Origin of the sequence: Absicoccus intestinalis (assembly GCF_033971885.1) — a bacterium.
Lineage (GTDB): Bacteria > Bacillota_I > Bacilli_A > Erysipelotrichales > Erysipelotrichaceae > Absicoccus > Absicoccus intestinalis.
Genome location: NZ_JALBUS010000019.1, coordinates 1 through 21326 on the forward strand (window position 1 = coordinate 1; position 21326 = coordinate 21326).

General features: G+C 39.6%; 23 protein-coding genes. 8 read left to right on the plus strand and 15 right to left on the minus strand.

Features of this window, described 5'->3' with window-relative positions; genetic code table 11:
• Positions 1-154 precede the first annotated feature (154 nt).
• The 8 genes from pyrF to MOZ64_RS09950 form a co-directional block, all read right to left on the minus strand.
• On the minus strand, positions 155-853 hold the full coding sequence (gene pyrF / locus MOZ64_RS09915; RefSeq protein WP_320326394.1) for an orotidine-5'-phosphate decarboxylase: 699 nt from the start codon (positions 851-853) through the stop codon (positions 155-157).
• Positions 846-1757, minus strand: a complete 912-nt coding sequence (locus tag MOZ64_RS09920; protein WP_320326395.1) for a dihydroorotate dehydrogenase — start codon at positions 1755-1757, stop codon at positions 846-848. The genes pyrF and MOZ64_RS09920 overlap by 8 nt, the downstream gene beginning before the upstream one ends.
• 1 nt (position 1758) lies before the next feature.
• Positions 1759-2484, minus strand: coding sequence for a dihydroorotate dehydrogenase electron transfer subunit (locus MOZ64_RS09925; protein WP_320326396.1), 726 nt, complete (start codon positions 2482-2484; stop codon positions 1759-1761).
• A 1-nt stretch (position 2485) separates the two neighbouring features.
• On the minus strand, positions 2486-5695 hold the full coding sequence (carB, locus tag MOZ64_RS09930) for a carbamoyl-phosphate synthase large subunit (RefSeq protein ID WP_320326397.1): 3210 nt from the start codon (positions 5693-5695) through the stop codon (positions 2486-2488).
• Positions 5688-6767, minus strand: a complete 1080-nt coding sequence (carA, locus tag MOZ64_RS09935; protein WP_320326398.1) for a glutamine-hydrolyzing carbamoyl-phosphate synthase small subunit — start codon at positions 6765-6767, stop codon at positions 5688-5690. Before carA ends, carB begins: the two co-directional genes overlap by 8 nt.
• Positions 6768-6772: 5 nt before the next feature.
• Positions 6773-8029 carry a dihydroorotase gene (locus MOZ64_RS09940; RefSeq protein ID WP_320326399.1) on the minus strand — a complete coding sequence of 419 codons (1257 nt, stop codon included), beginning with the start codon at positions 8027-8029 and terminating at the stop codon, positions 6773-6775.
• Complete coding sequence (locus tag MOZ64_RS09945; RefSeq protein WP_320326400.1) at positions 8026-8928, minus strand: aspartate carbamoyltransferase catalytic subunit; 903 nt, start codon at positions 8926-8928, stop codon at positions 8026-8028. Before MOZ64_RS09945 ends, MOZ64_RS09940 begins: the two co-directional genes overlap by 4 nt.
• Before the next feature lie 119 nt (positions 8929-9047).
• Positions 9048-9275 carry a hypothetical protein gene (locus tag MOZ64_RS09950; RefSeq protein WP_320326401.1) on the minus strand — a complete coding sequence of 76 codons (228 nt, stop codon included), beginning with the start codon at positions 9273-9275 and terminating at the stop codon, positions 9048-9050.
• Between the two features lie 133 nt (positions 9276-9408).
• Here MOZ64_RS09950 and MOZ64_RS09955 point away from each other — a divergent pair, with 133 nt between their 5' ends.
• From MOZ64_RS09955 to MOZ64_RS09965, 3 genes are read left to right on the plus strand one after another with little or no spacing between them, the layout of a single operon-like run.
• Positions 9409-9822 carry a CBS domain-containing protein gene (locus MOZ64_RS09955; RefSeq protein WP_320326402.1) on the plus strand — a complete coding sequence of 138 codons (414 nt, stop codon included), beginning with the start codon at positions 9409-9411 and terminating at the stop codon, positions 9820-9822.
• Positions 9823-9873: 51 nt separating this feature from the next.
• Entirely contained in the window at positions 9874-11028 is a 1155-nt protein-coding gene (locus tag MOZ64_RS09960) for a hemolysin family protein (protein WP_320326403.1), read from the plus strand.
• A 28-nt stretch (positions 11029-11056) separates the two neighbouring features.
• Positions 11057-12796, plus strand: coding sequence for a DUF885 family protein (locus MOZ64_RS09965; protein ID WP_320326404.1), 1740 nt, complete (start codon positions 11057-11059; stop codon positions 12794-12796).
• A 16-nt stretch (positions 12797-12812) separates the two neighbouring features.
• On the opposite strand, the gene MOZ64_RS09970 is transcribed toward MOZ64_RS09965, so the two are convergent.
• The 5 genes from MOZ64_RS09970 to MOZ64_RS09990 form a co-directional block, all read right to left on the minus strand.
• Entirely contained in the window at positions 12813-13742 is a 930-nt protein-coding gene (locus MOZ64_RS09970) for an alpha/beta fold hydrolase (RefSeq protein ID WP_320326405.1), read from the minus strand.
• A 101-nt stretch (positions 13743-13843) separates the two neighbouring features.
• Positions 13844-14353 carry a tRNA 5-(aminomethyl)-2-thiouridylate-methyltransferase MnmM gene (gene mnmM, locus MOZ64_RS09975; RefSeq protein ID WP_320326406.1) on the minus strand — a complete coding sequence of 170 codons (510 nt, stop codon included), beginning with the start codon at positions 14351-14353 and terminating at the stop codon, positions 13844-13846.
• Between the two features lie 5 nt (positions 14354-14358).
• Positions 14359-14883 carry a macro domain-containing protein gene (locus MOZ64_RS09980; protein ID WP_320326407.1) on the minus strand — a complete coding sequence of 175 codons (525 nt, stop codon included), beginning with the start codon at positions 14881-14883 and terminating at the stop codon, positions 14359-14361.
• Positions 14880-15782 carry a DNA recombination protein RmuC gene (gene rmuC / locus MOZ64_RS09985; protein ID WP_320326408.1) on the minus strand — a complete coding sequence of 301 codons (903 nt, stop codon included), beginning with the start codon at positions 15780-15782 and terminating at the stop codon, positions 14880-14882. Before rmuC ends, MOZ64_RS09980 begins: the two co-directional genes overlap by 4 nt.
• Positions 15773-17092 carry a CCA tRNA nucleotidyltransferase gene (locus MOZ64_RS09990; RefSeq protein ID WP_320326409.1) on the minus strand — a complete coding sequence of 440 codons (1320 nt, stop codon included), beginning with the start codon at positions 17090-17092 and terminating at the stop codon, positions 15773-15775. The genes rmuC and MOZ64_RS09990 overlap by 10 nt, the downstream gene beginning before the upstream one ends.
• 50 nt (positions 17093-17142) lie before the next feature.
• On the opposite strand from MOZ64_RS09990, the gene MOZ64_RS09995 reads away from it, so the two are divergent.
• The 4 genes from MOZ64_RS09995 (at position 17143) to MOZ64_RS10010 (ending at position 19113) form a co-directional block, all read left to right on the plus strand.
• Complete coding sequence (locus MOZ64_RS09995; RefSeq protein ID WP_320326410.1) at positions 17143-17766, plus strand: hypothetical protein; 624 nt, start codon at positions 17143-17145, stop codon at positions 17764-17766.
• A gap of 128 nt (positions 17767-17894) precedes the next feature.
• Positions 17895-18281, plus strand: a complete 387-nt coding sequence (locus tag MOZ64_RS10000) for an Hsp20/alpha crystallin family protein (protein ID WP_320326411.1) — start codon at positions 17895-17897, stop codon at positions 18279-18281.
• Positions 18282-18294: 13 nt separating this feature from the next.
• Positions 18295-18699, plus strand: a complete 405-nt coding sequence (locus tag MOZ64_RS10005; protein WP_320326412.1) for an Hsp20/alpha crystallin family protein — start codon at positions 18295-18297, stop codon at positions 18697-18699.
• Between the two features lie 15 nt (positions 18700-18714).
• The gene (locus MOZ64_RS10010; protein ID WP_320326413.1) at positions 18715-19113 is read left to right on the plus strand and encodes an Hsp20/alpha crystallin family protein; all 399 of its coding nucleotides are present in this window, start codon (positions 18715-18717) and stop codon (positions 19111-19113) included.
• 31 nt (positions 19114-19144) lie between these two features.
• On the opposite strand, the gene MOZ64_RS10015 is transcribed toward MOZ64_RS10010, so the two are convergent.
• Together MOZ64_RS10015 and MOZ64_RS10020 are read right to left on the minus strand one after the other, a co-directional pair.
• Positions 19145-19366: a GNAT family N-acetyltransferase gene (locus tag MOZ64_RS10015; protein ID WP_320326414.1), complete on the minus strand. Its 222-nt coding sequence runs from the start codon at positions 19364-19366 to the stop codon at positions 19145-19147.
• Positions 19367-19558: a hypothetical protein gene (locus MOZ64_RS10020; RefSeq protein WP_320326415.1), complete on the minus strand. Its 192-nt coding sequence runs from the start codon at positions 19556-19558 to the stop codon at positions 19367-19369.
• Positions 19559-19832: 274 nt separating this feature from the next.
• Between MOZ64_RS10020 and MOZ64_RS10025 the strand changes: the two genes are divergently transcribed.
• Entirely contained in the window at positions 19833-21188 is a 1356-nt protein-coding gene (locus MOZ64_RS10025) for a dicarboxylate/amino acid:cation symporter (protein WP_320326416.1), read from the plus strand.
• Positions 21189-21326 lie beyond the last annotated feature (138 nt).

Consider the following 21326-nt stretch of genomic DNA (forward strand, 5'->3'; position numbering starts at 1 on the left):
CAACCTCCTATATTATTTTGTTTACGGCTGGCGGGCCATATTCATTGTAGTATAGGAGGTTGTCTTTTTTAACACTAAAAGGTCTACCACCACGCACATAGCGCGTGGTATTCGCTACGCAAAAAAAATACGATCCGCTAGGATCGTATCCTTATTACTTTTGCATCGTATCTTCGATCAAATGATACGTTTTGACAGGATTCTCACTCTTGGTGATGGATCGACCCACCACAATATAGTCACATCCTTGTTCGCGAGCAAAATCTGGTGTCGCCACACGAGCTTGATCGCCCTTTGCATCTGTAGCTAAACGAATGCCTGGTGTAACGGTCAAGAAATCATCGCCACATACTTCATGAATGGCTTTGGCTTCATACACCGAACAAACCACACCATCTAAACCGGCTGCTTTCGCATTTTGGGCATAGCGTTTGACCGTATCGATGACTTCGCCTTCAATGCCAATTTGATCATTCATGATCTCTTGCGAAATAGATGTTAAGATGGTGACCGCAATACACAATGGACGCTTACCATCGATGGCACCTTCTTCCAAACCTTCGATGGCCGCTTTCATCATGGGAATGCCCCCAGCCGCATGGACATTGACAATATCCACGCCTAAGGCAGCTAAGTTTTTCATTCCTCCCTTTACGGTATTGGGAATATCATGTAACTTTAGATCCAAGAAAATATGATGTCCCATTTCTTTGATGGTCTTAATAATTTCAAGACCACACGCATAGGTCAATTCCATACCGACTTTGACATATACGGGTTCATCAAACTGGGATAAAAAATCAACAACTTCTTGTTTACTGGAAAAATCCAACGCAACAATGGTTTTACTCATCTAAACTCCTTCCAATGGCTTGTGTGATTGAATCATAGCCATACTTTTCTAACACCTTTGGTAGATCTTCAATGATTTTCGGGCAACAATACGGATCCACAAAATTTTGTGCACCAACTTCGACCGCACTAGCTCCCGCATTCAAAAATTCTAAGACATCTTCCGCACACGTAATACCACCCACACCAATGATGGGAATCTGCACGGCAGAAGCGACTTGATAGACCATACGAATCGCTACAGGCTTAATGGCAGGTCCAGAAAGACCACCCGTCTTATTCGCTAACAGTGGTTTACCTGTTTTCAAATCAATGCGCATACCCATTAACGTATTGATCAAGACCAATCCATCGGCACCCGCTTGCTCCACTGCCTTGGCAATGGCCACGATATCTGTCACATTGGGTGATAATTTCACATAGACAGGTTTTTGGGCTACGGCCTTGACCATCTGCGTTACATGCGCAGCCAATTCCGGCTGGGTACCCAAACCCATACCACCATGTTTGACATTGGGACAAGAAATGTTTAATTCATACGCTTTCACAACGTCTTGGTCATTCAATGCCTGCACCACTTCGACATAATCTTCTTCGGTAGCACCGGCTACGTTGGCAATGATCTCGGTATCGTATGGAGCTAAAAAGGGTAATTCATTATCGATAATGGATTGAACGCCTTTATTTTGGAGACCAATCGCATTCAACATGCCCATAGGCGTTTCGGCAATGCGTGGGGTTGGATTCCCAAATCGTTCTTTGGGCGTAGCTGATTTGATGGCAATGCCCCCCAACAAGCTTAAATCATACAATTCGGCAAATTCTTTCCCAAACCCGAAACAACCCGAAGCAGGAATGATGGGATTTTTTAAATGCAAGCCAGGTAATTCTACAGAAATATCCATCTTATAAAACCACCTTTCCTAACGGGAACACCGGGCCATCCTTACAAACCCGTAAGGCATGGCCTTCTTGATCTTTTACGACACATCCCATACAAGCTCCCATACCACAGGCCATCCGTGCTTCTAGGGATAGATAGCCTTGATCATACGTATTTTGTAGTGCCTTCAACATGGGTAAGGGACCACAAGCTTCTAAGAAATCCACATCAATCGAATGGGCTTGAATGGCATCGATGACCGTGCCTTTGGTTCCGAGTGAACCATCCATGGTCGCAACGGATACCGAACAACCTAACGTTTGAAATTCATTGATATAGAAAGCTTGTTCCTCGGTATTAAAGCCTAAGACCACATCGACCTTTGTTCCTTGTTTGCGATATTGTTTGGCCGTTTCATACAATGGAGGAACACCAACACCTCCCCCAATCAAAACCACATGGTCTTTTTGTTCGATGGGAAACCCCGTTCCTAATGGACCAAAGATATTGATGGTTTGATCCTGCATTTCGGACAATTTCTTCGTTCCTTGACCCACTACTTTATAAATTAGAACAATGCCATCATCTGTTTTTTCACAAATTGAAATGGGACGACGCAAAAAGAATTCAGGTACTTGGACTTGCACAAATTGTCCAGGTTGTACTTCACTACTATCACAAATCAACTCCATACGGAAAGTATCCGTACAGAGTTTTTGATTGGAGCGAATGCGTGCTTCTTGAATCATCTTAGTTCTCCATTTCATTCATGCTGATCAAAGAGAAAGAGCGCGACTCAAGTACCCCCAATAGGGCATAGGCCGTATCCAGACTTGTCATACACGAAATATTATTTTCAGCCGAAACACGACGAATCAAGAACCCATCACTTGAACTGGAACGTTCTTTGGTCGAAATCGTATTAATCACAAAGTTGACATGGCCTTTACTGATGACATCCAATACATTTTCTGTATCGGAGTCTTCACTAACTTTCGCGACTACATGAACAAATAAGCCATGATCCGATAAGAACTTCGCAGTTCCAGCCGTCGCATATAAGCCATAACCAATATTGGAGAAACGTTTCGCTACATCCAAGGCAGCATCTTTATCTTCATCCGCAATCGTCAATAATACCGAACCATGGCTTGGAACTTTGACACCACTGGCAATCAACGCTTTATACAATGCTTTTTCTAAATTCACATCGCCACCCAAAGCTTCACCGGTCGATTTCATTTCTGGTCCTAAAACCGTATCGACACTACGTAATTTCGCAAAAGAGAATACCGGTGCTTTGACAAATACACGGTTCTTATCTTCTGGTTTATAGCCTGGTGTATAGCCTTGATCCACAATGGATTGACCCAAAACAGCACGTGTTGCCATATTGGCCATTGGTACACCGGTGATCTTGCTTAAGAAAGGTACCGTACGACTGGATCGTGGATTGACTTCCAATACATAGACTTTATTACTTTTATCGACAATAAATTGGATATTGTATAAACCGACAAAATGGAAACCTTTGCCAATTCGGGTACCATAATCAATGATCGTGTCTTTGACTTGTTGATTCACAATTTGGGTTGGATAGACAGAAATACTATCTCCACTATGAATACCGGCACGTTCAATGTGTTCCATGACTCCAGGAATATACACATTTTCACCATCGGCAATCGCATCGATTTCCAATTCTTTTCCTAAGACATATTTGTCCACTAGAATAGGTGCATCATGACTGATTTCCTTCACGGCAGTCGCCATATATACACGTAATTCATCATCATCATGAACAATTTCCATAGCTCGTCCACCTAAGACATAACTTGGACGAACCAAGACAGGATAACCAATTTTATTGGCGATGACCAAGGCTTCCTCAACCGTGGTAGCGGTTTGTCCTTCTGGTTGTGGAATGTCTAGTTTTTCCAACATTTCTTCAAATTCATGACGATCTTCGGCACGATTGATATTTTCTAAAGACGTACCTAAGATCTTTACGCCATGTTGCGCTAAACTATCGGCAATATTGATGGCGGTTTGACCACCAAATTGAACGATGACGCCCAATGGTTGTTCCACTTCAATGACATGCATGACATCTTCTGTGGTCAATGGTTCAAAATACAATTTATCACTGATACTGAAATCGGTCGAAACTGTTTCGGGGTTATTATTGATGACGATGGCTTCATAGCCACATTCACGCAAGGTTTCTACACAGTGTACTGTCGCATAATCAAATTCCACTCCTTGGCCAATTCGAATCGGACCTGAACCTAAAACAATGATCTTTTTATTGTCGCTGCGAATGGATTCATTTTCTTGTTCATATGTGGAATAGAAATATGGTGTTTCACTGGTAAATTCACCAGCACAAGTATCGACCATTTTATAAACCGGCATGATGTTGTTTTCTTTACGCAAGTTATAGACTTCCATCTCCGACATATTCCAGTTACGAGCAATATAGGAATCACTGAAACCATTTTGTTTCAAAGTACGCAATGTATTTACATCTTTGACATGTTTGGCCATTTGTTTCTCTAATTTTAGGATTCGTTGTAGATGGGCCAAATAGAATAAGTCAATATTCGTAACATGCATGACCGTTTCCATGTCATAGCCTTTGCGCAACCATTCCATGACCGCAAAGATGCGTTCATCATCACGGGCTTTGATCTTATTGAACAATTCTTCTTTGTCCATTTCTTTCAATTCGGCTTTTTCCAAATGATCCACTTTCATTTCCAGAGAACGAACGGCTTTTAAGAAGCTTTCTTCAAAGGTACGACCAATGGCCATAACTTCCCCAGTGGCTTTCATTTGTGTACCCAATTGACGATCGGCATTTGGGAATTTATCAAATGGCAAACGTGGGAATTTGGTCACAATATAGTCCAAAGCCGGTTCAAAACAAGCATAGCTGGTCTTGGTGATGGGGTTGATGATCTCATCCAAGCCTAAGCCAACAGCTAATTTTGCACTGATCTTCGCAATTGGATATCCCGTGGCTTTGGAAGCCAAAGCCGAACTTCTTGATACACGTGGATTGACTTCAATGACATAATATTTAAAGCTGTGTGGATCCAGTGCCAATTGTACATTGCATCCACCACAAATTCCTAATGCCCGAATGATCCGTAAAGAAGTATTTCGTAACATTTGGTTTTCTCGATCAGTCAAGGTCTGAACCGGTGCCACGACAATGGAGTCTCCGGTATGGATACCCACTGGATCGACGTTTTCCATATTACATACAACGATGGCATTGTCTTTGACATCGCGCATGACTTCATATTCGATTTCTTTATAACCGGCAATACTTTGTTCGATCAAGCATTGTGTGACCGGACTCATTTTCAATCCGGCATCCGTGATATGGCGAAGTTCTTCTTCATCGTGGGCAAATCCGCCACCGGTACCGCCTAACGTATAGGCCGGACGAACGACCAAAGGATAGCCTTCGGTATTCGCAAATTCAACGGCTTCTTCAATGGTATGAACGATTCGTGATTCAGGAACGGGTTCACCCAATTCGTTCATCAAAGCACGGAACAACTCACGATCTTCGGCATGGTTGATGGCTTCTAGATGCGTACCTAAAATTTCCACACCAAATTCATCCAGGATCCCGTCTTCATGCAGTTCAACGACCAAGTTCAATCCGGTTTGACCACCTAGGGTTCCTAAGATCGCGTCGGGCCTTTCCTTATAAATAACACGTTTCGCAAAATCAACGGTCAATGGTTCAATATAGACACGATCGGCAATGGTCGTATCGGTCATGATCGTGGCTGGATTGGAGTTGATCAAGATCACTTCATATCCTTCTTCTCGCAAAGACTGACATGCTTGCGAACCGGAATAATCGAATTCAGCGGCCTGACCAATGATGATAGGGCCTGAACCAATCACCAAAATTTTATGAATATCCGTACGTTTAGGCATGGGCTTCCTCCTTATCCATCATGGCAATGAACTCATCAAATAAATAGTTGCTATCTTGTGGACCGGCACTGGCTTCTGGATGATATTGGACCGAGAAAATTGGATATTTGGTATGTCGCACCCCTTCACAGGACTTATCATTCAAAGCTTGATGGGTCATCACAAGATCGGTATTTTTCAGACTATCGATATCGACCGCAAATCCATGGTTCTGGCTCGTGATCTCAACAGCTCCTGTTGCCAGATTGACAACGGGATGATTGGCGCCTCGATGGCCAAATTTTAATTTATAGGTCTTTGCGCCACACGCCAAACTAATCAATTGATGACCCAAACAAATACCGAAAATACATGTTTTGCCAATCAATTGTTTGATCGTTTCGATCGCAATCGTTACATCTTGTGGATCCCCAGGTCCATTGGACAACATGACACCATCGGGATGATAACCTAAAATCGTTTGCGCAGGTGTGTCGTATGGTACCACGATCAAGTCGCAGCCGCGCTTGCTTAATTCACGAACAATGCCTAATTTGGCACCAAAATCCATCAAAACAACTTTCTTGCCTCGATTGGGAATAGGGAATACCTTTGTGGTGGACACGCGTTTGACTTGATCATGTAGATAATCGGCATTTTTCAAGTCTTGTACCATCGCTTCCACATCAACATCTGGATCAGCAAGAATGGCTTTCATGGTTCCATATTCGCGCAATTTCAATGTGATGGCTCGGGTATCAATGCCATAGATACCGGGAATATCGGTCCGCTTCAAGTAGTCATCTAACGTTTCTTGGCTGCGCCAATTACTTGGTACTTCACAATAATCGCGAATCACAAAGCCAAAGGTTGCAGGAATCATCGATTCACTATCATCCCCATTAAAGCCATAATTTCCAATCAATGGATAGGTCATCATGACAATTTGTCCGCAATAGGAGTTATCCGTAATAATTTCTTGATAGCCAGTCATTGAGGTATTAAAGACCAGTTCCCCCATACGGAAGTGGTCCGATCCAAAAGCGATACCGTGATATACACTGCCATCTTCTAAAATCAATAGTCTTTCCATAGATTTTATCCTTTCCATACTGTCTGGCCACCAACAATGGTCTGACAGATCTTTCCTTGTACTTGCCATCCATCAAATGGCGTATTTTTTCCTTTTGACACAAAGGAAGAAGCATCGATCGTATAGGTCGCATCCAGATCTACAAAGACAAAATCGGGATACTTGCCTACTTTGATTTCACCGGCCGGAATACCAAAGCGTTGCGCTGGTTTGGTTGCCATCCAATCGACCAATTGCGCCAATGTCCATCGTTTTTCGTTTACAACAAATTCGCTATACAACAATGGAAAACTGGTTTCCAATGAAACGATGCCAAAAGGTGCCTTTTCCATCGATTGATCTTTTTCGGCAAGCGTATGGGGCGCATGATCATTCGCAATAAAATCCAATGTGCCCTTTTCCAATCCTTCGATCAATGCCATGCGATCGGCATGCGTGCGAAGTGGCGGATTCATTTTCCACATCGGTCCTTGCACATCTTTATCTTCCAACAATAAATGATGGGCTGTGACTTCCGCACTGATATCTCCACCTGCCGCCTTTGCTTCTTGTAGATATTGTACACTTTCTATACAAGAAATGTGACAAGCATGATAACGATTGCCAATGGAAACCGCAAGATCAAGATCTCGTTTTAGTGGTTCTGCTTCACAAGCACTCGGAATCCCAATATAGCCTCGCTTGCGATTGATGGCACTATCGTGTACGCAAGCCCCTGGTTTTCGATAGGCCATATCTTCGGTATGCATCGCAATGAGCACATCTTCTTTTTTAGCCGTTTCCATGGCTTCTTTCATCACCGCATCATCATCAATGCCTACACCATCATCACTAAACCAATGGGTATAGGTTTTTAGTGCATGCATGGGCACTACTGCTTTACCTGCTTCTTTAGTGGTGATCGTCGCATAAGGAAAGGTACGAACCACCGCTTCTTTTTGGATCAGAGCCAGATAATCTTGCATCGTTGGCACATCATCCGGAAAGGGAATGACATTGGGCATCGCAAAAATCGAGGTAAATCCGCCATGAGCAGCGGCCATCGTTCCGGTATGGATGGTTTCTTTTTGTTCTCTTCCCGGTTGTCGAAGATGAACATGCACATCGACCAATCCGGGCAAGACCGTCAAGCCATGGGCATCAATGATCTCATCCGCTTCGAGATTTTTACCAATCGCAAGAATTTGTTTTTCATCGAATTGTATATCTACTTTTTGTAGTCCCTTTTCAGTTAGGACATTTCCATTTTTTATAACTTTCATACCGTCTCCTTAAATGGTGCATATCCAAATGCTCGTTTCATGATGGCCTTTCGAACCAACATTCCATTATGCATCTGTAGAAAGATCCGACTTTTTTCTGCCTCAACCAAATCGGTATCGATTTCAATGCCGCGATTGACTGGAGCCGGATGACAAACAATGGCATGTTTTTGCATACGGCCATAGCGTGCTTTGGTGAGTCCATATTGATTTAAATATTCTTCATTGGACATGCTGGCCAAAGAGGCCCCTCTTTCTTTTTGAATGCGTAACATCATCACGACATCGGCCCATTCAACGGCTTGATCAAAGTCCATGGTTGGATAACCTGGACGTTCCCATTCCTTGGGTCCGGCAAAGACAACGGTAGAGCCTAAACGTTCTAATGCTTCTTTATCGGATGAAGCAACGCGTGAATGGCTGATATCCCCACAAATGGCAACTTTTAATCCGCTCAATGTGCCAAATTCATTATAGAAAGTTAACAGATCTAATAGACATTGGCTAGGATGATTGCCTTTTCCATCACCAGCATTGACAATGGGAATATGTAGTCCTTCTAATTCTTTAAAGTATTCATCTTTGGGATGACGAATCACGACACATTGATAACCAATCATTTCAAATGTTTTTACGGTATCATATAAGCTTTCCCCTTTTTGTACGCTGGATGCTTTGGCATCAAAATCAGCGACTTTACATCCCAGTTGAAGCTGGGCACTTTCAAAGGAGAAATGGGTTCGTGTCGAATTCTCAAAAAAAAGATTAGCAACCAATGCGTTATGCATTGGCAATTGCCAATCTTTCATAGAATTATCAAAAAGTTTAGCATCATGAAGAATACTAAAAATATCATCATTGGATAAGTCACTCATCGATAGCAATGAATATTGATTCATAGAATCAAACCTCCTATCTTTTTAAAAAAAAGGATTCAAAAACAATCCTACATCAACTATATCGCTATATCGGATATATTCTACCATAATGTGTTTCATTTTCAAATTCCTTTTTTGGGTTAATGAATGTTCCTTGCTTGCATCTCTTCTTCACAAATTTTTTGCCAATCTTCGTCCGGAAATGCTCTATATAATTGACGAGATACATAATAAGGAATAAAGATGCCTTTATTGTTCATTAGGTTATCAATATAAAACTCAGAGAGTCTGGATCTTGCCGATAATTGACGATATCCCCAATTTTTTTGATTCAATTTGGATTGAAGAATTTCTGATAATCTTGTCAATTGGATCACCCCTTTTTCGATAATGGTCCTTACTATAGTACAAATTTGTTGATAAATCAAATAAATATTTTCACATAATTCATTGACTTTCCTGGAATAAAAATTTGTTAGGATGAAACAAGAGGTAAGAAGTATGTTAGATAATGTTTTTTTCTTTTTAAGACATAAAGAAGATGTGCTCTATTTATATAATGATATGAGTGTTTCAGAGGCACTGGAAATTCTGGAACGTTATCACTTTACCGCCCTTCCTGTCATTAATAAGGAGGGCAATTATGTGGGTACATTAAGTGAGGGAGATTTTCTTTATTATTGTTTAAATCACGAGGATCGGAGCATTCCCATCAAAAAATTAATTCGGAAGAATTTCAATCCGGCTTGCACGATCACAACACCGGTAGCGGAATTGTTTAAACGATCCTTAGACCAGAATTTTGTTCCCATCGTGGACGATCGAAATATTTTTATTGGGATCGTCACCAGAAAACGAATCTTAACGTTCTTGATGAAACAGCTACAAGACCACAAATCCAATCCGTCCGTTTGAATTCCTATGTAAAATTCGTTATCATAGCTAAAAAGGAGTGAGAACCATTCTATGGACGATTTCCCGAGTCGACCCTATTGTATAGGAATTATTATTTTATGCATGGTCCTTGCGATCTTGGCATCTATTGCCCAATCGAGCATCGATGAAGATGAGGTTCGCAAGACCAATCAGACCTTGGCCACAACGCGTTGGCTACATATTTTTTGTGGTTTCTGGTTTGTACAATGTGGCATCCAGTTTTTTGATCAATACCAATGGTTGATTGCCATCGTATTGATCTATGTTTTTACATTGATTTGTATTCAATTGCCAAAACGATGGATCCACCAACATCCCGCCAAATGGCCAATCCATATCTATCAGATGTTTGAAGGTATCTTTTATCTATTTAGCTTACCCACCCAAATCACGACCTTCTTTGAGGAGGAGGATATCTCCGAAGAAGAAATCCGTGAAATGATCAAAGATGGATCCGAATCCGGTCATATTGACCAAGCCCAAACTGCGATGATCGAAAACATTTTTGAGATGGATGATGTCGCTGTTGAAGAGATCTGTACCCATCGTAGTGAAGTCATCACCCTGAATTTGGATCAGGACATAGAAGTATGGCATCAAATCATTCATGATCACCGTCATACTTTTTATCCAGTATATAAAGATGATGAAGATAATGTCATTGGTCTATTGGATACTCGTGATTATTTTCGCATGCGTTCAAATGCTTCCAAAGAAGAGATCCTGAAAGCAGCGGTCGATGAGCCTTTCTTTGTGGCGGAAAGCACCAAGATCGATCATTTATTCAAAGAAATGACCGCGCGAAAGAACTATTTTGCGATCGTATTGGATGAATATGGGGGACTGACCGGTATTTGTACGCTTCATGATATCATGGAGAGCTTGGTTGGCGAAATTTACGAAGAAGATGAAATAGACACCAAAGATATTCAGCGATTGGATCAATATCAATGGCGTATCCATGGTCGGGCTGAACTTGAAGATGTAGAAGAAGCCCTTCATATCGATCTGCACGATGAAGAAGATGAAACGTTTAATGGATATATCTTATCGCAATATGGTCATATTCCTGAAGATGGCTCGCATTTTGAAGTGGATACGGACCAAATGCGAATCATTGTTCGTGAAGTCAAAAATCATCGAATTGGTCAAACCATCGTTGAATTAAGGGAAACGGCATCTTAATCGTCCTTTTATGCAAGGAGCAAGCAATATGAAAAAAATCCTATCTATTCTTTGTGCAACCGCCATGTGTGCGACTTCCATCGTACCGGTCTATGCCAAAAGTGCCAGCTCACCGAATGCCGCTTTTGATACCTTCCTGCAAGAAGATTTTAAAGAAACGATGGAAGATGACTATACAACGATGCATAGTTATCTATCCAATCCTGAACAATATGGCATCCAGGCATCCGATGTAAAGGTTACCTTAGGTTCGATCAGTTACACCAAAGAAGATAAAAAAGAATTAAATGCGACCATCAAAAAATTAAAGAAATTCAAACGAAGTTCGTTAAATCAAACGCAACAAGAAATTTATGATGAATATGTCGCTTCCAATACCTTAGCGAAAAAGCAGATGCAAGCAAAATATCGGTATTTACCTAATATTTGGTCCAGTTCCAATGGAATTCAAAGTGTTCTTGCCAATTACTTTGCGAATTTTGATATGTATAGTGAAGACGATGTCAAAGCTTTCATCAAATTGTTGAAGGATACCGATCGTTATACCGATGATGCGATTGCGTTTTCAAAAAAACAAGCGCAACAAGGTACTTTGTGTTTTGACTATAACGATGTGATGGAAACCATCAATACGACAATCAAAAATAAAGATCAAAATGAAATTTATAATAATGCATCTCAAGAAATCGATGCGTTACAATTAAGTGAGACGAAAACCAATAAATATAAGGAACAAGTACAAAAGGCTTTAGATACGGATTATTTTCCAGCGTATCAAACCATGAAAACGGAGCTCAAGAAATTGAAATCCAAAAACAATAAGGCTACCCCGATCACAAAACAAAAAAATGGCTTGGCTTACTATAAATTATTGGTGGAACAAAATGCAGGAACCACAAAAAGTCCCAATGCGATCTTATTTGATCTAGCCAATGGTTGCGATGATATGATCACACAAATGCAGTCATATGATTCTTCAAGTACAGAAGCCAAAACAAATTTTTCATCCGCCAATGAGATCATGGAATTTTTAAAGACGAAATATACCCAGGATTATCCAGAAATTCAGATGCCGAATTATGAAATTCAAAATCTACCGGAAGAACAAACCAGTGATAATGTGGTGGCTTATTATGTAGAACCACCCTTTGATAGTAATGATACCAATCGAATTCGTTTCAATGCGGTAGACTATGGTGGCGATGTTACTTCATTGGATACGTATATGACCTTTGCCCATGAAGGCATTCCCGGTCATATGTATCAAGCCAACTACAACCATCAACACTTGACCTATCCCATTCAACATTGTTTTTCGGAAATTGCCTTTACTGAAGGCTTTGCGATGTTGGCAGAAGAACAAGCGCTTGGCTATTTAGATGATCAGTTAGTCAGCAGTGATGCCAAAGACATGCAGATCATCAATGATAAATTTTCTTATTATTTACCAGCTACTTTTGACTTGATGATCCATCTTCGTAAATTATCCAAATCAGAATTCGTTGATCAAATGAAAGATATGTATGACGAAGATACATTAAAAGATATGTATGATAGCTTCTGTTATGAGCCTTGTATGTATTTACCCTATGCCTATGGATGGTATCAATTGGATAGTCTAAGAGACAAAGTAAAAAAAGCATTGGGTGATTCCTATGATAATATAGAATTTATTGATACGTTATTAAAATATGGCGTGATCAATTTTGATATCATTCGTAAGAATGTCAATACCTATATTGCTCAAAAAACAGGCACCGAATCCTAAGATTCGATGCCCTTTTTTATCGATGTGCATCCATAAAGGCGATAATTCCTGCAACAACTTCTTCTTGAATATCCTTATAGTTATGGATCTCATGACGATAACCTGGATATAATTTGGTCGTAACATCATGGCCTGTATCGATCAGCCAATTGGATACTTGATAAACGCCGCTACCATACTGACCAACAGGATCTTGATCACCGGCAATATTATAAATAGGTAAGCTTGTTGGCACTTTCTTTGCCCAATCCACACTGGAAATGTAATCCATCATTTGGGCAAAATATAAGAAAGCTCGATTGGTGGTTGGTTTGGTGAACGCATCAAATGGATCATTGGCATGATCATATTGTACATTTGGATCAGAACAAATCCATTCATTGCCTAATTTCACACCTTCTTTACAACGGCCAAACATCCAACCCATTAAGGCATTGGCTGCTTCTGGATCGGATTCATTGCCTTTATGTTCGGCCACATCTTGTTCCAATATCTGCATCCCTTTTTTAAGATCCGGCCAGACACCGGTCGTTCCACAAATGGTTGCTCCGGCTAAATCATCACCATATTTTGACATGTAGTCACGAACTATGAAAGATCCCATGCTATGTCCAAACAGGAAATACGGAAGATCTGGGAATTTTTCAACGACAAGATCATGTAGACTGTGTTCATCTTCCATCATGGTGTGGAATCCTTTGTCACCCCAATCACCCCAACTATTATGATTGACAATAGCAGTCTTACCATGTCCTACATGATCATCGGCAGCAACAATATAGTCTGCATCCAAATATTGCACGATCATCTTCAAATAACGACGGGAATGTTCCCCAAAGCCATGAACCAATTGCACAATGCCTTTGGGCTTGGCAGCAGGCACATAGATCCAACCTTGCACTTGATCACGCTGATTATAAGACAAAAATTCTACTTCATACAACATACACACATGCACCTCCTCGTATGATATGAATATACTTGACGTGCATATTATACCGCTTACATTTTAAAATCAAATGTACATTTTATTTTGTTTGTCCAACGTTACTTTTTTTCGATCTCGATTAAATAGGGCGCATCATGATTCATCATTTGAACTTTACATACATCGCAACTCGTCAATGTGGATACATAATTTTCAATGGCTTTCTGTTCTTGATTGGCTTGTTTATGCGCATAAAAAACCAAGGCCATTCGTCCTTTTTCACGCAACAATTGGATTCCTTTTTGTACGGCTTCTAGGCTTGTATCCGGTAAAGTCGTAATTTCTGGATTGCCATGGGGACAATAGCCAAAATTAAAAAGGATGGCATCCACTGGTTCATGGATGATATCCATATGTTCATGTCCTTTGTGGTATACAAACAATCGCGGATTCGAAATTGCTTTTTCTGTCTTTTCAATCACATCTTCTTGAATCTCAAACGCATAGACTTTTTTTACCTTTTGCGCTAAAAAATATTGTGCATCTTTGCCATTGCCTAAGGTCGCATCAATACAAATGGCTTGTGGGTGCAAAACTTTTTTCAAAAAGTCATGTGATCTTTCCACCATGGATCTCATCGTAGGTGCAATGCTTCCTTATAGAGCATATAGTTTTCTTCGTCATAGCACACAAAGGTCACATCGATATGTCGTGTGGCCTTGTATTGCGTATACATCCGCTGCACTGTTCGTGTTGCGATCTGACAAGCTTCTTTTTTGGGATAGCCATAAATCCCCGTTGAAATACAAGGAAAAGCCAAGGTTAAATGATCCATGTGATTTTTTGTCATGAAATCATAGGCCAGCACCATGCTGTTCCAATATGCAGCTTCTAAATATTCTTTGTCTTTAGGAGATCCAGAAAAGATTGGTCCTACCGCATGGATCACTGCTTTACAAGGCAGTTCGTACGCATGGGTCATTTTGGCTTGTCCAGTACGACACCCACCTAATTTCCAACATTCGGCAGCTAACGCTTTTCCAGCCGCTTGATGGATAGCTCCGCAAACACCACCACCCGGTGCCAATTGTTCATTGGCGGCATTGACGATCACATCAAAATCCAAACGGGTAATATCTCCTTTTAATACATGCATCATAGTTCATCATTCTTTCCATTTGCCATACGTTCCATACGTTGGCCTACTTTATGAGCAGAAATGGATACATCATGAAATTGTTTTTGTAGCGTATCCAATGTTTTTTCCGCCTTTTCACTTCTTAAACATAGTCGATTGATGTCTTCCTGTAAAGAAAGAATCGCAGATTCCATTTCTTCCATGTGACTTGCACGGTAAAAATCACGCGTACTGGCTAATAATGTATAGATTACCCCAATCAATGTCGTGGGGGATGTCAATAAAACATGCCTTTGTAGGGCATAGTTTAATACATCAACTTGTTTGGCACAGATAAATTGATAGATGGCTTCACTAGGCAAAAATAAGATGGCCTGATCCACGGTTTCATACGTAATATATTTATCGGCAATATCATCGATATGTTTCTTCATATCTCGCATAAATAAATGATCTTGTTTCGATATATAGTTTTCCATGGGAAACTTTGAATCGATACATAATACCTTTTGCGTATCTGGAAGATGTAAGATGGCATCAGCAATTTTTCCATTTTTTAGATGATACTGCATCGTATAGATTTCGGGATTGGATCCGGCATACATTTCCAACAAAGCATCCAGCTGATATTCACCCCAATTGCCTCGCGCCTTGGTGTTGGTCATGATCCGATTGATCGAATCCAATCGGGCATCCATCGCATCCATCGTTTGAAAAGATACACTTTGTTCACTACGTAAATTTTGAATTTGTTGGAGAATATGGTCAAATTGATGCGAAATATCTTGTGTATGGGTTGCACTTTCCTGACTTTTCATCATCATTTGAAGACTGTTGGTTTGTTGGTTCTTTAATTGCAAGATCAATACGATCAAAGCACACAAAACCAAGATCAATAAAAGTAAGATTCCTATTTCCATGCTGGCCTCGATTCTATATACAATAATAAATCTTCTTTGTGATTCTTTTCGGGATGGTCAAACGCATATTCCAAACAAGCTTGTAACGCATCCGCAATTTGTTTACCTGAAAGTGGCGTATTTTCCAAAATGTCTTTGCCATGGATGGCAAGATGTGCCAGATCCATTGGTCGATCACAAGTTTCGTAGCCTATTTCCAAGGCTTCTAATTGTTTGATCGTTTGTTGTCCATAGGCCGAATGAGCCATGATATCACAATGCTTCACAATGAATAATTGTCGGATCCAGGCATCGCTCCAATGTTTTTGTATTCGAAATTTGCGAATGAAAGCCAATGGATCTTTCATCTTTTCATCATGATAATAAACCAAGGCAGGAATGATTTTTTGTTGGGCATTGGTCATCTTCAGATCTTTACATATACGACAGGCAATTTCTGCACCGATGGCTGGATGGCCTTTAAAATGATCAATTCCATTTTTATTGGTATGACAAGCTGGTTTTCCTAGATCATGAAACAACAAGGTCCATGCCAATGTTTCATCAAATGGATCCAATAGCTTGATTGCTCTTAAAATATGGTGCAGAACATTTGTATCGTGATAAGGGGTTTGTTGGAGACATGTTCTGCACGATTCTAATTCTGGCATCCAATGTGACAATAATAATGTCATATTCTCAATTTCATAGGGATTGGCAGCTAAAATTTCTAAAATTTCATGGCGAACTCGTTCCACCGATACATATTGAATATCCTTGTGCAATTGTTGGATGGCTTTTTTGGTTTGTGTTTCGATTTGAAAATGAAATCGTGCGGCAAATCGATGGGCACGCAACATTCGCAAAGCATCTTCATGAAAACGTTCATATGGATTACCAACCGCTCGAATGATGTGTTTTTCTAAATCGGTCTGTCCTCCAAATGGATCGACCAAACCAAGGATAGGATCATAAGCCATGGCATTGATCGTAAAATCACGACGGGCCAGATCCTCAATCAAATCATTCACAAATGCTACATGATCCGGATGTCGATGATCGGAATACATCGATTCTTGTCGAAATGTCGTCACTTCAACAGGACATTCGCTCATGACCGTAATGGTTCCATGATCGATACCTGTAGGGATGGTTCGTTCAAATAGTGCCTGCACTTGTTCGGGTTTGGCATTGGTCGTCACATCATAATCATGGGGTACTTTATTTAATAAGGAATCTCGTACACAACCACCCACAATATAGGCTTGAAACCCAGCTTGATGGAATGTATCTAGAATTGTTTTTACATAATTTGGACAAAGTATTTTCATTGGCTCCATTATATCATATAGCGTATAATACCCTTTAGCGAGGTTGAAATATGATTACAGAAAAATATACGAAAAAACGAAAATTCTTATGGATAGGGAGCATCCTCTTAGAAATCATCTGGTTGATGCAGTATATATTCTTTTTGGCTCATGGTACCTATCCTTGGTTCGTACACTTTAATTTTATTGTGATTGCAGGTGTATTGGGGGCTATCATCTATTATCTCTATATTCCTGAAAGTTTAAAAGTTGTCAAAGATAAGCTTTCTTATAAAGAATTAGAAGCCATTCTAAAATCGGAAACCTTTCATAAATTGTCTTTTTCACTGATCAAAAGAGCCTACTTGCCTTCCGATATTTGTATATCGAAGCATTGGGTCTATATGGGAAAGGTCTACATTCCCAGAAAAATGATCACGCGATTGAGTGGTCAAGAATCTCGGCACTATACCATTTTTTATGTTCAGACCATCAATGGAAAAGAAATTCGGATTGGTGATGTAGAAACCGAAGAAGCCAAGCGTTTCTTGAAGTCCTTAAAACGGCAGATTCCTGAGATCAAGACCACATCGACGGAGTTGTATGAAAACTTTGGTAAGGTTTTGATTGATGAAAATTATAAAAAGCTTTCATTAGCACAATGGAAGGAAGACTATGCAGGCCTACATGGGTAGGCCTGTTTTTAGCACTTTTAATCTATAACTGCCATAAATTATAAAAATAAACTTTTTAGCACTTTTATATTGACTCTGCTAATTTTTGTGCTATTATACTCGTAGAAAGAAATTGGAGGTGCAGATATATGAGATATTATCCATTGAATCATTTATTTGATGACTTCTTTACCGATGAACCAACTGGTTTATTGAAAACAGACATTCATGAAAAAGATGGAATGTATGAATTGAACATGGCCATTCCCGGTGTAAAAAAAGAAGATATTCAAATTGAATTGAGCAATGGCTATTTGAAAGTCAGTGCAACACGAAAGATCGATCACGATGATTCGAATAGTCGTTATGTTCGTAAAGAACGGTATGAAGGTACTTGTTCAAGAAATTTCTATATTGGCGATGGATATCATCAAGAAGATATCAAAGCTTCTTTCGATAATGGTGAATTAAAAATTACCTTGCCAAAGGAAGTTAAAGAGCCAGAAACAAACAACAAAATGATCACAATTGAATAAGGAGGTATAGATCATGACATATTATCCAGGATTCGGACGTGTATTTGACGATTTCTTTAATGGTGGCTTTACCAACCAAGCCGGTGTATTGAAAACTGATATTGTAGAAAAAGATGGAAACTATGTATTATCCATGGAAGTACCCGGCTACAAGAAAGAAGATATTCAAATTGCATTGAGTGATGGTTATTTGAAAGTAACAGCAACAAAACAAAGCAGTACTGATGATAAAGATGATCAAGGTCGCATTGTTCGTAAAGAACGGTATTCCGGAACACAATCGAGAAGTTTCTATGTAGGTGACAACTATCATCAACAAGATATCAAAGCTTCCTTTGATAATGGTGAATTAACGATTACTTTACCAACGGAAGCCAAAAAGATCGAAGACACGAAACAGTATATCTCTATTGAATAATAGGAAGGTGATATTATGATGTACTATCCAACATTTGATCGTTTATTTGATGATTTCTTTGATACGCAATGGTCTGGTGGCGATGTCATGAAAACAGATATCGTAGAAAAAGACGGCAATATCCAATTCAATATGGAAGTGCCAGGTGTAAACAAAGACAACATCCAAATTGAATTGAATGATGGAGTATTAAATATCACAGCAAGCCGCGACCAGAATCATGATGAAAAAGATGATCATGGTCAATTGATTCGTCAGGAACGCCACTATGGACGTTACAGTCGTAGCTTCTATGTCGGCAACAATGTTAAACAAGAAGATGTTAAGGCCCACTTCGAAAATGGTGAACTTCAAATTACGGTTCCTGACAAACAAGCAGCCATTGAAAATCATGAAACCATTTCGATCGAATAGGCATTCGACCAGCTCGAAAGAGCTGGTTTTTTTATCGTTTATTCGCGAAGTTACAACGTTGCATCGCTATGCCATCATCCATGACTTCAAAGCCAAATCGTTCATAAAAGGAAGCGTTTTTTGATTCTTCGGGCATCCATTCGATATACAAATAATCTTTGTATTTTTCTTTGATCCTTTCGATCATATGCCCCGCAATTCCCTGTCCCTTATAAGCCGGATCGACCAATACATAGTGTATATACGCCAACATTTAACTATCATCCAACACCCGTGCCAATCCAACTAAACGCTCATCATCCCATGCCGTAATGACCGTAGAAGAATGCATCAATGCGTTATATAGTCTTTGTGGATATTGACCCGATATCCAATGAACAGATAAAAATAACTGTTGGACTTGATTTTGAGTAAATCGTTTTTCTTCAGTAAAGTGAATCGTCATGTTATTCCTTCTCTCTAAGTTCATTCTGTTTCAGAATAGAATTTCCTCTCTGTTTTCGCAACCTCATCGATTGGAGTTATGAATTATTCATATTATTCCTATAGTTTTTATATATATTATTTGACAAAGCATACGTACACGCTTTATCATAGTAATCACATAAGATATGTGTGTTTTAAGAAAGAGGTGGTTTCGATGTGTTGTCGCACGATAAATAAACGAATGTGTTGGTTCAAATCATAACCATATAAATATTTACCAGGAGGAGAGAAACATGAATATAGATATTTTAGAATTAGCCGCTTTAGGCCTTGTCATTGTATTTTATGCGATTATTTGGTACTTACGAAAGAAAAAAGATTGGAGCTTCACCAAAGCAACCTTCCTTGCCGTTGGTCTTGGCGTGATCGTTGGTCTTGCCTTTAAGAATAAATATACTTACTATTCTGCTTTCGGAACGATCTATACACGATTGATCAGTGCCATCGTTGTTCCATTACTATTCTTTAGTATTATTTCCAGCATTACTAATCTAACGGAAAAGATTAACTTGAAAAAGATTGGCTTAAAATCCGTTGGTTTCTTACTATTGAATACATTGATTGCGAGTACATTCGCTTTATTGTTTAGTGTCTTCTTCCATATTGGAAAAGGATTCCAATATCAACTAGCTACAGACTATAAAGCAGAAGAAGTTCCATCTTTTATTGATACGATCACAAATTTATTTCCATCCAATTTAGCCAGTCATTATGTGAATGGAGAAATCGTACCCATCGTGCTTTTTGCTATCTTTGTTGCCCTTGCCTATAACGCATTGATCAAATATGGCGAAACCGATATCAAGATCTTTAAACAATTTGTGGATGCCACCAATAAAATCTTAGGTACCGTCGTTAGTTATTTGATTGATTATACGCCATATGCTGTATTGGCATTGATTGGTCGTGTCATTAGTTCTCATACATTATCTGATTTATTACCTTTGCTTAGTGTTCTTGTTATCGTTTATGTTTTATGTGCAATTCAGATTTTCTTAGTCGAAGGATCTTTATTGACAGCGATTGGCAAATTGAATCCAATTGCCTTCTTTAAAGGCATTTTCCCAGCTGGTTTGGTTGCTTTTACATCCCAAAGTTCGGTTGGTACCATTCCTGTCACGACAGATTCCTTAAAGAAATTAGGTGTACAAGAAGATATTGCATCGTTTGTTGCTAGTTTAGGTGCCAATCTTGGTATGCCAGGATGCGCTGGTATTTGGCCTGTTGTATCTGCTATCTTTGCTATCAATCTATTAGGAATTCATTACAGCGTTGGTCAATACATCTTCTTAATTGTCTTAACGTTAGTTGTAGCCATTGGTACTGTTGGTGTACCGGGAACGGCCACCATTACCGCAACAGCTGTATTTATTGCTGCTGGATTACCGGTTGAAGTTATCGTCTTATTAACACCAATTTCCAGTATTGCCGATATGGCTCGTACCGCAACCAATGTGGTTGGTGCCGCAACAGCAACCGTCTTAGTTGCAAAAACGGAAAACGAATTAGATTTAGTCGCATACAATCAGAAAAATCCAGAAGATAAACAAGATTCTGAATCCGTTGATCTAGAACATGCGAATGCATAACATTAAGGGAGAACTATTTTAGCGATAGTTCTCTTTTTCATATAAAATAATACTCCAATATCCTTTCTCTCTATCTCTATGATTCTACAGTTTCAAAATGCTGAATTTATATTTAAGTAAAATTAGTTATTAACAATT

What these genes read in the sequence shown, in the direction of transcription:
- pyrF (WP_320326394.1), bottom strand. Translation starts at nt 853, where the DNA reads ATGAGTAAAACCATTGTTGCGTTGGATTTTTCCAGTAAACAAGAAGTT.
- MOZ64_RS09920 (WP_320326395.1), bottom strand. Translation starts at nt 1,757, where the DNA reads ATGGATATTTCTGTAGAATTACCTGGCTTGCATTTAAAAAATCCCATC.
- MOZ64_RS09925 (WP_320326396.1), bottom strand. Translation starts at nt 2,484, where the DNA reads ATGATTCAAGAAGCACGCATTCGCTCCAATCAAAAACTCTGTACGGAT.
- carB (WP_320326397.1), bottom strand. Translation starts at nt 5,695, where the DNA reads ATGCCTAAACGTACGGATATTCATAAAATTTTGGTGATTGGTTCAGGC.
- carA (WP_320326398.1), bottom strand. Translation starts at nt 6,767, where the DNA reads ATGGAAAGACTATTGATTTTAGAAGATGGCAGTGTATATCACGGTATC.
- MOZ64_RS09940 (WP_320326399.1), bottom strand. Translation starts at nt 8,029, where the DNA reads ATGAAAGTTATAAAAAATGGAAATGTCCTAACTGAAAAGGGACTACAA.
- MOZ64_RS09945 (WP_320326400.1), bottom strand. Translation starts at nt 8,928, where the DNA reads ATGAATCAATATTCATTGCTATCGATGAGTGACTTATCCAATGATGAT.
- MOZ64_RS09955 (WP_320326402.1), top strand. Translation starts at nt 9,409, where the DNA reads ATGTTAGATAATGTTTTTTTCTTTTTAAGACATAAAGAAGATGTGCTC.
- MOZ64_RS09960 (WP_320326403.1), top strand. Translation starts at nt 9,874, where the DNA reads ATGGACGATTTCCCGAGTCGACCCTATTGTATAGGAATTATTATTTTA.
- MOZ64_RS09965 (WP_320326404.1), top strand. Translation starts at nt 11,057, where the DNA reads ATGAAAAAAATCCTATCTATTCTTTGTGCAACCGCCATGTGTGCGACT.
- MOZ64_RS09970 (WP_320326405.1), bottom strand. Translation starts at nt 13,742, where the DNA reads ATGTTGTATGAAGTAGAATTTTTGTCTTATAATCAGCGTGATCAAGTG.
- mnmM (WP_320326406.1), bottom strand. Translation starts at nt 14,353, where the DNA reads ATGGTGGAAAGATCACATGACTTTTTGAAAAAAGTTTTGCACCCACAA.
- MOZ64_RS09980 (WP_320326407.1), bottom strand. Translation starts at nt 14,883, where the DNA reads ATGATGCATGTATTAAAAGGAGATATTACCCGTTTGGATTTTGATGTG.
- rmuC (WP_320326408.1), bottom strand. Translation starts at nt 15,782, where the DNA reads ATGGAAATAGGAATCTTACTTTTATTGATCTTGGTTTTGTGTGCTTTG.
- MOZ64_RS09990 (WP_320326409.1), bottom strand. Translation starts at nt 17,092, where the DNA reads ATGAAAATACTTTGTCCAAATTATGTAAAAACAATTCTAGATACATTC.
- MOZ64_RS09995 (WP_320326410.1), top strand. Translation starts at nt 17,143, where the DNA reads ATGATTACAGAAAAATATACGAAAAAACGAAAATTCTTATGGATAGGG.
- MOZ64_RS10000 (WP_320326411.1), top strand. Translation starts at nt 17,895, where the DNA reads ATGAGATATTATCCATTGAATCATTTATTTGATGACTTCTTTACCGAT.
- MOZ64_RS10005 (WP_320326412.1), top strand. Translation starts at nt 18,295, where the DNA reads ATGACATATTATCCAGGATTCGGACGTGTATTTGACGATTTCTTTAAT.
- MOZ64_RS10010 (WP_320326413.1), top strand. Translation starts at nt 18,715, where the DNA reads ATGATGTACTATCCAACATTTGATCGTTTATTTGATGATTTCTTTGAT.
- MOZ64_RS10015 (WP_320326414.1), bottom strand. Translation starts at nt 19,366, where the DNA reads ATGTTGGCGTATATACACTATGTATTGGTCGATCCGGCTTATAAGGGA.
- MOZ64_RS10020 (WP_320326415.1), bottom strand. Translation starts at nt 19,558, where the DNA reads ATGACGATTCACTTTACTGAAGAAAAACGATTTACTCAAAATCAAGTC.
- MOZ64_RS10025 (WP_320326416.1), top strand. Translation starts at nt 19,833, where the DNA reads ATGAATATAGATATTTTAGAATTAGCCGCTTTAGGCCTTGTCATTGTA.